Source organism: Winogradskyella marina (assembly GCF_015645385.1).
GTDB classification, from domain to species: Bacteria; Bacteroidota; Bacteroidia; order Flavobacteriales; family Flavobacteriaceae; genus Winogradskyella; species Winogradskyella marina.
Window position 1 is genome coordinate 114660 of record NZ_JADOET010000002.1, and the last position, 12580, is coordinate 127239.

The following is a 12580-nucleotide window of genomic DNA, read 5'->3' on the forward strand; positions in this document are numbered from 1 at the left end:
AATTACTGCAGCTTTAAATACGCATTTAAGTTTTTATGTCGTTGAATAATCGCATAGTTTGGTGATGAAATAGCAAAGTATGGCCGCGTTATTTTTGGTTTAATGACACGCCCTCTTTTATCCTTTTCTTCTGACTTAAGCAATTCACCAAACCCATTGGCTCCATTTATACTTGTTAGACCATGAACCACCACAAAAGTGGTGTTTTCAGTGTAAAGATCTTTTGAAACTGTAAGATCAAAGTAGTCGATTTTTGCAACTTCTTCTTCTAAAGTCTTTATAAATGCTTCAATATCTTCACCCGAATTATTTTCAAATTGAAATATGACATTAAATTTGTCAGTATCATCATCTGAAATAAATTCTTTCTTCTCTAGCACAGGAAGTGCTTCGTTTATAATTTCTTGAGCCCTTTTGCCTTCGTCAGTATTAGCATAAGTTAATGCAATATAGTTAATACCTTCTTTGTAAGCTTCAAAACCATAAAGTCTTCCTTTTGCCGATGCTTTTAAGATTTCAAACTTAGGTACAAAATCACCACCTTCAAATCGCTTTATCTGTGCTTCTGCTTCTGTAATAACAGCTGCATATTCTTCGTTTTCAAATTGTTTATAAAGGGTTGTGTAAATGAATTCTGGACTGTTTTCATCCTTAGACAATTCCGATTGTGGATTTAATAATATCTCCGCGTAGCGCGACTCTGGATAGTCTTGTATAATAGCAGACTTCATTGCTTCTGCTTTTTGGTTTAAACCTAATTCTAGATAAATTCCGTACAAATTATATTTTGAAGGTAAAATTAAACGGTCTTCAGGTTTATTTTCCAATAGGTTTTCGAGTTTAGACTTTGCCAACAGAAACTCTTTAAACTTTTCTTTATAAATAATTCCTAATTGGTAATAGGCAAAGTTGCGCTCTGTAGCAATACTATCTATTTCCGTTTGTTCTGTTGGTAAGGATGCTAAATAGGTTTCAGGATTAAAACGAACATCTTCTATTGTTTCGCCTGTTTCCTCATCTTCTTTAGACGTATTTACAATATCTGCACGCTGACTAGAATGTCTCCAATTATCTTGTAGCTTACGATCTCCCCAAAGCTTTAGGAATTCATTTTTTCCATAAGCTACTGTCGTTGCATTATAAAAATAAAAACTACTACTTGCGCTCGCTCCTGAGGCTTGTAGCGTTCTAGAGGTTCCTGGAGGTCGTTTTGAAGCTTGTGATGCTACGGCCCTGCCTTTCTGCTTTAGATTTCCAGCTGTTGGCGCTACTTGCCTTTTTTGTCTTTCTAAAGCTTCTTCTTGTTGTTTTTGTTCTTCTAATGCTTGTAAACGAAGTGCTTCAGCATGTTTTGTATAAATCGCTAATTGTTCTGATTTTGGAAGACTTACCATCCTTAAAATACTATCATTAGTTTGAGCTATGCCTTCGTAATAGATAACGTCGTCAAGATTTTCGCGCTTTCTTTTAATAATTCGGTATGGTTTTGAATTTTCAACCATTGCCGTCATTGTACTGTCGTAATAGGCTCCAGCGGTTTTATAAACGTTTCTATCAAAATACATATTCCCTAAAGTTTCATAACTAAGTGCCCTAAGGTGCTTGTCTGAGGTTGTTTTTCTCAGGGATTTATTATAGTATGCTTCGGCAAGACTGTCTGTTGTATTAGTGCGATGGTATTCTGCAATGCGGTAATATATTTTATCTAAAAACGGTCTGTTCTCTCTATTTTCTTCTAATTCTGTAAGGTATTCTTCAAATTCAAGTTGGTTACCGTTTAATACATCAAAATTATTTGACTTTTCTATATGTGCATTAATGTAAAATGATCTTGGGACCTTACGATGCAAGTCTATGATGGCGTCAAATTCAATATTAGCACTGTCTTTTTTACCAAACTCATTATATAACTGTCCTTTAATAAAGTGGTATCGCGCTTTTTCTCTTTTAACTTCAGTGTTTTTTGCTGCAATATCGAGCTGAGCAATTGCACTATCTTTAGATTTAATGTTGATATACGCTTGTGCTAAAGTTGCTGTAGCATCTGCCAAATCTTGCCCTTCAATGTCTTCTTCTTTTAATAAACGTTTTAGTTTTTCAATGGCTCCAGCATCATTATCTAAACGCATGTTTGTTTTTTCGCGCCAAATTTTAACTTGGTTGATTTTATCGCTCGTTGGATATTTATTTAAAATATTGTTAAACGCAGCCATGGCTGGCACAAAACGTTGATCGAAATAACGCGCTTGACCTAAAAGTAAATAAGCTTCGTCTATTTGAGGATTTTTTTCTTTTCCGTCGATATTCATGCCATGTACCTGAATCGCTTTTATGGCTTTTTCTTCGGCACGTTCAAAATCTGCATTTTTTGTTTGTCCTGGCAGAAAGATATCTTCGGACACATTCATACGCTCCACAGGTAAAAGCTCCCAGAAGTTTTCTGTAAACTCATTATTAACGGCATCTTTTCCACGCTCTAAAGCAATATTGCCATTATAAAGCACATTGTATTTTGTGCCCATAGCATGAAATTGTCGGTTTATAAATTTATCCTTTTTACGTGAACAGCTTTGAGTAAGCATCACCACGCAACATAGCGATAATATGAATTTGTAATAGGTTTTCAAACGTTGGTTCTATTTGGTTAATAGATAACTGAAAAACACCTTGTTTAGTGTGTTAGATGGTAAAAATAAGGATCTTTTTGAATTTGAGGCTGAAATTTATAAGATATTAGACCGCTTCACTGTTAGAATCCAGAATAAAGCTTGATTGTGGTTCATTTGTAATTGATAAAATCGATTGAAAAATAATATTCTCGCGAAGGCGGAGAGATGCAGGGACCTACTCTTGCGTGAAATAAAATGGCATGAAAATGATTTTCATGCCGTTGTTATAATTTTAAAAAAAAGAAAAAGAATTATTCTTCCTCTTGCATTGCCATTGCAGTGCCAGAAAAATGTGCTTCCAATTCCTTTAATGTTGCAGGATTGGTTTCTAAATCTTTAATCACATGTCCTTTTTCTAACACAACGATACGTTCGCACACATCTGTAACATGCAATAGATCATGACTAGAAACTAATACCGTAACACCTTTTTTATGTGCTAAATCTCTGATGATTTCTTTTAATCGGATTTGAGTGGTTGGATCTAAATTGGCAAAGGGTTCGTCTAAGATGATCACTTCAGGATTTCCGATTAGTGCCGCTACGATTCCGGCTTTCTTTTGATTTCCTTTACTTAAATCCCTAAGGTATTTTTTTTGATTTAAAATTTCGCCATGGAAAAAATCTTGAAACTGCGTTAATAAAGCGTCAACATCTGCTTTGTTTTGGCCGCGTAATTCGCCAATAAAATAAAAATATTCTTCTGGTGTTAAATAACCGATTAAAAAGGTTTCGTCTATAAATGCAGACGTAAATGGCTTCCAGTCTTCACTTTCATTAACCAGTACATTATTATTTTTTATATGTCCTGTGGTAGGCTGAATTAAATCTAACAACAAACTAAAATAGGTTGTTTTTCCTGCGCCATTATTGCCCACAAGTCCAAAACTTTGACCTTTAGGAATCTCTAAACTATCGATTTTTAAAACCGTATTGCTATTATATGTTTTTGATAAGTTGGATGTAATAATCATAATTCTAATTGTTTTGTTTGTAAGCCACTAGTGTTTTATACTTTTCAGATTTGTAAATCTTCTCGATAATACTAAATACCTTATTTTTAAATAATAAACCTATAAGTCCTGTTATTGCTACCAAAGCAAAGCCTAACACTTCGCTGTAAGCAAAATGACCTATGGCATAAATTACCATGGGTAACACCAATTTAGGAATGGTTAACAGCAACGTCTTTACATTAAATGATTTTTTATCTCCGAACGCCTTTTTTGCAGAAGTTAAATCTATCGGTGTTTTTATATACGCTCCTCCCCAAAGGACCATATGAGAATTAACTCCAATATTATAAATAGCACCTACAACAACAGCTGCATAAGCTTGCCAACCAAAGTAGAGATAGAATGAGGCAATAATTGTTGTGAAAACCGTAGCAATAACCATAAGATACCATTTGGATTCTAAATATTCCTTATATCTAATATTCTGACTCATTAAGAGCGGATAATAAGCACTATCCCAGCTCGGCACAAATTGACCGAAACTAAACAGAAAACCACCCGACACAAAAATACCTGCAAAAATGCGCCAAAAAGGACCGTCGTAGACTTCTATACTTCCTGTAAAAAACAACAAGCCATAGAAAATAAAGAGAAAGCTCATAAAAATGGTCATTTTAGAACGTTTGTTACGTTTTATGAGCTTAATATCATTTTTTAGAAAGGTTGAAATGCTACCGAAACGATTTAAATAATCCATAGTGTCCGTTTCCGCGATATCTACTTTCTTAGCTAAACCAGCATCTAAATAGAAGTTTTCTCTAAAATATTTGAATGCCATTTTATACAATACAAAAGCCAATACTATTGGGATTACAGCTAAATAAGGCTGATTATAAAATGCTGAAAAGATTGGTGCTGTGAATTGCGTCACATCAAAAATATTGAAATAAAGTAGTCCTCCTAAAATTGCTATGACACCAATTACAGCGAAGAAAACAACATCTTTACTATTGACAAAAATATTTATGAAATTGTTACAATACACAAGTGCAAGCATCGCTAAATGCCAACCCAACACATTTATAAACGGATGACCTTCTATGATTAAAACAATTGAAAAAGGAATAAAAAAGAAAGCATGCCAAATGTTGAAAAATGAAATCATTGTTTTATTGATTCCGAATTTAACAATTTGATCCTTCTTTAATGGTAAATACAATAGCGGTTTAATATTTACAATAGGCATTTTTTGTAGAAAATACTTAAAAACCAAATCGAAAATAAAATAGAAGATTAAAAATTGGTTGATGATTTTTAATGGTTCTGGATCAACCATTTCTTCAATAAGATAATAGGCGCCAATACCTGCTCCTAAAGCATATAATAACATAAAAAACGCACCAAAAACCATTAATATTTTAAGTGCTAAGTTGACCTGAAATGAAGCAGAGCGCGTAAACGCTTTCCATTCTAGATTTATAAATTGTTTTATCATAGTGTAATGATGGGTTGGTTTACCTAGTAAGTATTAAAAAAAGGAGATTTGTTACAAACAAAATTCAGGATAGGTTTCGTTGAGTAGTTTTTCCGCTTTACTTGGTAAGACTTCAAAGCTGATATAGCTGATAATTACGAAAGCAGTAAATGCTAATGATAAACCGACAATAAAGTAAATGTTCGTTATAAAACCCTCTGGTATTCTATATACATTATATAATTGCGACATAAAAACCATTGACGTTACTCCAGATTGTCTAAAAATAATTTCTTCTAGCATCCATTTTTTGTTCGAAATTTCCTTTCTACGTCTAAATTGTCTATTAAGTTGGATACCTTTATAAATGGCCCAAATTATTATAATACCATAAAAAACCAAGGCTAAAATTGGCGTATAAAAAGTAGAGAAAGCCAAATAAAACCCTAAAAACAAACTTAACGTTGCAAATATTTGTGGTAACGCAAACCAATTTTTAAGTTCATTCCATAAATAACGCCTATAACGTTTATTCATCGCTTTAGCCCGTTGTTCAATAGCGTCCATAAAACCACAGACACCAAATTTCTTGAAAGCTTTGTTTTTAGCCTCTTCAAAACTGAGTTTGGGTTGATTTTGCCATTGGGTTTCAATATCATTAGCTAAATGATCTACGGGTTCGGTTTGTAAGTCGTAATGCTCCACAAAATGTTGTCTTGTGAAAGCGTAGAGATCTTGTATTTGAGGTTCTGTTAGTTTCATTTATAAAAACTTGAGACTAAATGATTTTTTATTCTCTTCATACACCTTCCGATATACATCAATATTAGTTCTTATCATTGGATAAAATAAACATGCAACAACTACAAAGAAGCCATCAGGCATACTTGCAGCATTTTCGTAATTTTCCTTTAAGATATAATAGGAAAGATTATACATGGACCAAACTAACATCGCAGAACTTGTTGCCATTGCAAAATTCAAGGATTTTCTAGTAGACTTATCTTTAAAAGTATAATATGCTGAATAAATAGTAGGCAGAATTAATACCAACAAACCAATAAGAAAACTTAACTCTGGTTTAATTTGATAGATTGTAATAAATGACAAAATAACTGCGATGTATTCTAACCAAAATTTAAAGGTTAAAAATTTAGTTTTAAGATGGTTCCATGTCATTTTTCGGTATTTCCTACCAAGTTCTTTCTGCTTATTTCTCGTAAATTTCTTAAATCCAATATTACTCTGATACAATCCTTTTTCAAAAATTCTGTCCTTTGAAACACCGAATTCTATAAATTGATTTCCAAATCCTCTATGAACTTCGAGCAATGCTTCATTGAAAGAAATACCATCATTTGCCATTTTATCTTCTACAGCAGACACAATGTGGTCTAATAATTCTAAACGTACATCCCAAAACTTAACCTCATTTTTAATAAGGTAGTTGTCTATGAATTTTATTTCTTCTTTTGTTAGTTTCATTTTAGACTACACTTTTAAATCGGCTTTCATAATCCATAAATAGCTTTATGCTTATTATAACCAAAATCATCACTAAAGTTAGCGATAGGCTTGCACCACCAATTGTCCATAACAAATCACTTGTTCCGTTGATGTCTTTTGTTCTACTAATAAAGATATAAGGCAATTGGTAAAAAGCTAAAAAAGGAAATGCCAAGCGTTCTACTACTGAGAATCTTTTATTCTGTTTACACCTTGATAAACGACGTAGGTTAGGATAAATCCAGTCAATCCAACGAGCGGAATTATAGAAATAAACAGCCTAAACGTTTCTATGGAATAATTTTGAAATAAGATATAAAACCCAAGACAAGATGCTAAAAAGAGTATAGGTGTCAGTGGACTTTTAAGCTGCTGAACAAAGGTTTTCCATATTTTTTTATCAGCCAATTTTAAAAATTGTTTATTATCATTTAAGAGTTGTGCTTTGTGTTTAACCATGTAATCTTTGAAAATATCATAAAAGCTTCTCGTATCGCCAGCTTCAATTTGGTTTTCAATATCAGAGGCTACGTGATCTACCATTTCCATTCTAATGTCAGCAAAAACCACATCAGAATTCTCTAGATACGTATCTATAAATTGTATGTCTTCTTTTGTTAGTTTCATTTTAAGTTTTAATACCTACAAGGTTTTAGATGCTAAATCAAGTTCAGCACATGCCTTGCAGGATTAGTACTTATGCCAATTTTGGATTTACTAAAGCTTGCATCGTCTTTATATATTCCGCTAATTCTTCCAATTTATTCACGGTTTCTTTGGTTCCGGTTTCAGTGAGTTTATAGTATTTACGCAATCGGTTATCCACTTTGGCGACTTCAACATCTAACAAACCTTCGGCTTCTAACTTATGTAACGCAGGATATAAGGCTCCTTCTGTGATTTTTAGTTCACCTTTTGTTAAAGCCTTTACCTTTTGGGTAATTTCGTAACCATACATTTTATCGTGCTCATTCAATAGCTTTAAAATGATGGTGGTTAAACTTCCTTTATATAATTTTGAATTGCTCATCGTAAAACAAATATATACATAATTTTCTTATGTATAAGACGCTTATGTATGTAAAAAACACCTGACAGGTTTCAAAAACCTGTCAGGTCTATGGAAGAATAGTTATCTTTGCACAAAATTTATTTTTTAATGTCACAATTTCATTCACTCACTATAAAGTCAATTGATAAAGTAACGGATAATTCTGTTGCCATAACCTTTGATATTCCTGAACATCTTAAGGAAAAATTCAGCTTTAAAGCCGGACAATATATTACCTTAAAAACCACTATTAATGGTGAAGACATCCGAAGAGACTATTCAATTTGTGCGTCACAAAGTAGCGGAAATGTAACCGTTGCCGTAAAAGCTGTTGAAGATGGAACGTTTTCAGTTTACGCCAACACCATTTTAAAAGTTGGTGACGTTTTAGACGTTGCAGAACCTAATGGTCGTTTTATATTTGAAGCCAACGAAGCTAAAACCCGAACCATAGCTGCCTTTGCCGCTGGAAGCGGAATTACACCTGTGCTTAGCATCGTAAAAACCTTATTAGAAGAAGAGCCTTTTAGTAACTTCATCTTAGTTTATGGTAACAAAACCTTAGCTGATGCGATGTTTATTGACGACCTACTTGAACTAAAAAAACAATACAAAAATCGCTTTCATGCGCATTTTATATACAGCCAGTCGCGAGAAACTGATGCCCTTTTTGGTCGCATTGAAAAAAGTACGGTTAACCTCATCGTAAAAAACAAATATAAAGACGTAACTATAGACAGTTTTTATCTCTGTGGACCAGAACAAATGATTCAAACGGTAAAAGATGTTTTATTAGAAAATGGTGTAAAAGAAAATGCCATTAAATTTGAATTGTTTACAGCACCTGTTGATGCAGATTCTGAAGAGGCTGGTGATTTACCTTCAGGTCAAACTAAAATTAAAGTTTTGGTGGATGATGAAGAATTTGAATTCAACATGTCGCAAGAGCAATCTATTCTTGAGGCAGCTTTAAAACAAGATATTGACGCGCCTTATTCTTGTCAAGGTGGAATTTGTAGTAGTTGTATTGCTAAACTTACAGAAGGTGAAGCTAAAATGCGACAAAACAATATTTTAACAGATAGCGAAGTTGCTGAAGGCTTAATTTTAACCTGCCAAGCGCATCCTACTACGGCAAATGTTGTAGTGGATTATGATGATGTGTAAAACAGACGTTAGACCGCTTCGCTTTTAGATCATAGACTTATAGACCTACTAGGTTTTGAAAACCTAGTAGGTCTTATTTATTTTGAAAAGTTGGGGATTCTACGCTTAGTTCTGAATAACAGATTCTACTTTTTCAATTACACTTTTAACAGAAACACTACTTGCTGCATTTTCATAACCTTCAGGGAATTTATTTCCGTAAATTGAAGTAGGAATTAGTGGAAACTGTTCTCTATTTGCCGTTAACGCAAAGTCATTTGGTTGATTAAAAGGCGCAAATCCAGCAAAAGGATGCGTCACTCCCCAAATGGTGATTACTTTTTTACCCAACATAGCTGCCATGTGTGCATTGCCAGAATCCATAGCTAACATAACATCTAAATTAGAAATGAGTACTAATTCATCTTTAAAATTTAGTTTTCCTGCTACGGATTTCACAGTATTGAATTTGCTTTCAACCTGGTTTAATAATTCTACCTCTTTGCTTCCACCACCAAATAAAATGATATTGTAATTTTTTGAAAGTTCTTCAATAACACGTTCCATTTTAGCTAAAGGATACATCTTACTGTCGTGTGCTGCAAAAGGGGCAATTCCGATGGTTTTGAAGTCCTTTTTTGAAACAAACACCTTTAGGTTTTCGGTTAATGGTTTTGGTTCTGAAAATACAGGTTGTGATAAATCTACGACATAACCCAAAGCTTCAAAAACGTCTGCATAACGTTGGTGTGTGGTTTTTAACTGTTGAAATGTTTGTCCAGAAGTTAATGCCTTTTTTTCGGCTCTCCCTTTATCTAATTGCACTACTTTTTTTCCGAAGAAAAAGAGTTTTAGAATTTTACTCCGCAGCACGTTGTGTACATCTGCAACAGCATTAAATTTTAAGGCTTTTAATTCTTTTGATAGTTTATAAAGCCCAAAAACGCCTTTGTGTCTGCCTTTTAAATCGGCTTCATAAACACTTACGTTTACTAAATCTTGAAAAAATGGCTTAAAGAATGCTCTGGTAACTACTGTAACTTTTAACTCTGGATACTGACTAGTTAATGCTCGTAACACAGGTACAGTCATTGCCACGTCTCCCATTGCGGAAAATCTGAGGACTAGTATGTGTTTTGGTTTTGTAGACATAGTTTAGGTATGTCATATTGAGCGCAGTTGAAATATCTATAATTGAGATTCTTCACTTTGTTCAGAATGACAAAAGATTATTATTGTCCTCTTAAAACAGGATTTAACTCATCGTCATTATACATTTTCATTTGCTTGTAAACTTTCATGTACTTATCACCATTTGAGATATCGTTAAGTAAATCGTCAATGGCAGTGCTTAAATCTTCACGTTGCTCTAACAATACATCTAATTTCTTTTGACAAGAGGCTTTGTGTGCATTACTAGCATCTTCCCTTACTGTTTCTAGATGCATGTGGTAAATTTTTAATGCTAAAATTGAAAGCCTATCTATGGCCCAAGCCGGACTTTCAGAATTAATTTTGGCATCTGGTTTTACGGTTACATCTTTGTATTTATCTAAGAAATAACTATCAATGTATTCAACCGTATCTGTTCTATCTTGGTTAGAGGCATCAATCATTCTTTTTAACGTTAAAGCCGCAACAGGATCTATGTTTGGATCTCTAATAATATCCTCGTAAGCCCATTGAACAGTGTCTATCCAAGATTTTCTGTATAATAAATGTGCAATAAGGTCTTCCTTTTTATCATACTTATTTGTAAAAGGCTGATCTACGGTATTTAAAACTTTATAGGTTTTAATAACCTCTTGAAATATGGCGTTTGCTTTTTGTGAAAACATAATGAATTCGATTTATTGTTTACAAATATAGTTGGAATTATTAACTTTAACGACTGAACAAATTTCATAATATGCAAATTCATAACCTGTCTAAGACACCTTCAATTTTAAATACTTTTATGTCTGAATTAAGAGATAAATCCGTTCAAAAAGACAGTATGCGCTTTCGGCGAAATATTGAACGTATTGGTGAAATTTTGGGTTACGAATTAAGTAAATCACTTCAATTTAAGGCTCAAAATATCGAAACACCTCTTGGAACTTCTGAAACGGTTTTGCATCATAATGATATTGTCTTATGTTCTATTTTAAGAGCTGGTGTTCCGCTTCATAATGGTTTACTAAACTACTTTGATGCCGCAGAAAATGCTTTTATTTCAGCTTATAGACAACACAAACACCATCCAGAAAGTTTTGAAATTGTAGTTGAATATTTAGCGTGTCCAAGTTTGGAAGGCAAAACCTTAATTTTAGCAGATCCCATGCTAGCTACAGGCCAATCTATGGTGGCTACTTACGAAGCATTAAAACCATTTGGCACACCTAAAGATATTCATTTAGTTAGTGTTATTGGTGCACAACAAGGTGTTGAATACGTTGCCGAAGCTTTTGATGCCGATGTAAAACTATGGATTGCTACCATTGATGACTCCTTAAATGAAAAAGGGTATATTATTCCAGGATTAGGTGATGCTGGTGATTTAGCCTTTGGAAACAAATTACAGCAGTAAACCTATTATTGGCGTGATTAATAAGAGTACAATAAAAACTTCTTTAAACCAACGTTCTGAAATCACTTCGATATAATTTGCCATAATTATTGAAAACGGAGCAAATAAGAATAAAAACTCACTTCCATTTTTAACCGGAGCAATAACAGCAATCAAAATAGCAATAACAGAAGCCCAAGAAATTAAAAAATAAGAGGGTTTTAATTTCTTGTTTTTATCTGGAATATTTTTAAAAAAATAGATGAGTGTCCATATAAGTGCTGTAAACAAAATGGTTAGTTTTAGAATACTTTCTTTACTATCATAAGCCGTAAAATCTAAACTAGCATAACGTTTAAAGTTTGAAGGTCTTATATATTCATCGTACACTACAATATTATATGCCACTAATAAAATAGCAACTGTTGCAACGCCAATAAAGGGAATAATAACATTCTTAAAATCGTTTTGAGAATGATATATAAGTGCAACAATCACTAAGGCAAAAAATAAAATTGCCCAGAAATAGAATAATGATGCTAGTACAATCCAAAATCCGGCATCGAATAACTTCTTTTTAATATAAAGATTAGAATGTAAGCTTATTAAACGCCTTAAAGCAAAAACTATAAATAAGTTAGCTAGCAATAAATCTAAATGTGCCATCGCTTCTGGAAACAACCCAAATAGCAGTCCAAAGGTCATTAAGGCATAACTATTTCTTTTTGACAATTTATTTTTTGAGACAATAAAATCGAGCAGAAAAAGCAAAAACATGGTAATTGCCCACTTAAAAAGCGTTGTTAAAACACTGTTTAAGTCCGAAAAAAGCGAGGTATAATTTGTGATTACAAATAGCAGCGAAACATAAACAGCAACAATAATGAAGTTTATAGGTTTAGATTTACTAAAAATTCTTGTAATCATTAACTCTTTTTGTATTTTTGCTGTTCAATCCCAATTCAAAAATAGAATTGGTGTAAATTTATAAAGTTATGACTGATTTCTTTAACGGAATAGCGGATTTATTTGTAAATGTATTACTTGCTCCTTTTGATGCACTTAAAGCATTAGAGTTAGAAAGCTGGTTTTCTGCTAACATTTTCTCATGGGTATTTTTGGTAATTGGTATAGTAGCATTTGTATATTGGATGCTACAGCTTAAAAAATTCAATGATAATAATGAAGAAGATAAAAGTATTTCTTCTCACTCTTATCTTTAAACCTCTA

14 protein-coding genes are annotated in these 12580 nt (G+C 33.0%); 3 read left to right on the top strand and 11 right to left on the bottom strand.

Annotated features, from left to right (window positions below):
- Window positions 1–2: 2 nt before the first annotated feature.
- The 8 genes from porW to ITJ86_RS03725 form a co-directional block, all read right to left on the bottom strand.
- A complete protein-coding gene (gene porW / locus ITJ86_RS03690; protein WP_195870520.1) occupies window positions 3–2582 on the bottom strand; it encodes a type IX secretion system periplasmic lipoprotein PorW/SprE in 2580 nt (859 codons plus the stop codon).
- 338 nt (window positions 2583–2920) lie between these two features.
- On the bottom strand, window positions 2921–3643 hold the full coding sequence (locus ITJ86_RS03695) for an ABC transporter ATP-binding protein (RefSeq protein WP_195870266.1): 723 nt from the start codon (window positions 3641–3643) through the stop codon (window positions 2921–2923).
- Between the two features lie 4 nt (window positions 3644–3647).
- A complete protein-coding gene (locus ITJ86_RS03700; protein ID WP_195870267.1) occupies window positions 3648–5120 on the bottom strand; it encodes a DUF5687 family protein in 1473 nt (490 codons plus the stop codon).
- A 51-nt stretch (window positions 5121–5171) separates the two neighbouring features.
- Entirely contained in the window at window positions 5172–5861 is a 690-nt protein-coding gene (locus ITJ86_RS03705) for a hypothetical protein (RefSeq protein ID WP_195870268.1), read from the bottom strand.
- Complete coding sequence (locus ITJ86_RS03710) at window positions 5862–6584, bottom strand: hypothetical protein (protein WP_195870269.1); 723 nt, start codon at window positions 6582–6584, stop codon at window positions 5862–5864.
- Window position 6585: 1 nt separating this feature from the next.
- Window positions 6586–6780 carry a hypothetical protein gene (locus tag ITJ86_RS03715; RefSeq protein WP_195870270.1) on the bottom strand — a complete coding sequence of 65 codons (195 nt, stop codon included), beginning with the start codon at window positions 6778–6780 and terminating at the stop codon, window positions 6586–6588.
- A gap of 8 nt (window positions 6781–6788) precedes the next feature.
- Window positions 6789–7232 (bottom strand): hypothetical protein, encoded by a 444-nt coding sequence (locus ITJ86_RS03720; RefSeq protein WP_195870271.1) that lies wholly within the window; start codon window positions 7230–7232, stop codon window positions 6789–6791.
- Between the two features lie 70 nt (window positions 7233–7302).
- Window positions 7303–7635: a PadR family transcriptional regulator gene (locus ITJ86_RS03725; RefSeq protein WP_179337539.1), complete on the bottom strand. Its 333-nt coding sequence runs from the start codon at window positions 7633–7635 to the stop codon at window positions 7303–7305.
- A 129-nt stretch (window positions 7636–7764) separates the two neighbouring features.
- On the opposite strand from ITJ86_RS03725, the gene ITJ86_RS03730 reads away from it, so the two are divergent.
- A complete protein-coding gene (locus tag ITJ86_RS03730; protein ID WP_195870272.1) occupies window positions 7765–8823 on the top strand; it encodes a ferredoxin--NADP reductase in 1059 nt (352 codons plus the stop codon).
- A gap of 105 nt (window positions 8824–8928) precedes the next feature.
- On the opposite strand, the gene ITJ86_RS03735 is transcribed toward ITJ86_RS03730, so the two are convergent.
- Window positions 8929–9954 carry a glycosyltransferase family 9 protein gene (locus ITJ86_RS03735; protein WP_230080212.1) on the bottom strand — a complete coding sequence of 342 codons (1026 nt, stop codon included), beginning with the start codon at window positions 9952–9954 and terminating at the stop codon, window positions 8929–8931.
- Between the two features lie 80 nt (window positions 9955–10034).
- Window positions 10035–10640: a DUF4254 domain-containing protein gene (locus ITJ86_RS03740; protein WP_195870273.1), complete on the bottom strand. Its 606-nt coding sequence runs from the start codon at window positions 10638–10640 to the stop codon at window positions 10035–10037.
- Window positions 10641–10711: 71 nt separating this feature from the next.
- On the opposite strand from ITJ86_RS03740, the gene upp reads away from it, so the two are divergent.
- On the top strand, window positions 10712–11371 hold the full coding sequence (gene upp / locus ITJ86_RS03745) for a uracil phosphoribosyltransferase (protein ID WP_195870274.1): 660 nt from the start codon (window positions 10712–10714) through the stop codon (window positions 11369–11371).
- On the opposite strand, the gene ITJ86_RS03750 is transcribed toward upp, so the two are convergent.
- Entirely contained in the window at window positions 11360–12277 is a 918-nt protein-coding gene (locus ITJ86_RS03750; protein WP_195870275.1) for a DUF6427 family protein, read from the bottom strand. The two genes, upp and ITJ86_RS03750, sit on opposite strands and share 12 nt — an antisense overlap.
- A 68-nt stretch (window positions 12278–12345) precedes the next feature.
- Between ITJ86_RS03750 and ITJ86_RS03755 the strand changes: the two genes are divergently transcribed.
- Window positions 12346–12573, top strand: coding sequence for a DUF6341 family protein (locus tag ITJ86_RS03755; RefSeq protein ID WP_195870276.1), 228 nt, complete (start codon window positions 12346–12348; stop codon window positions 12571–12573).
- Window positions 12574–12580 lie beyond the last annotated feature (7 nt).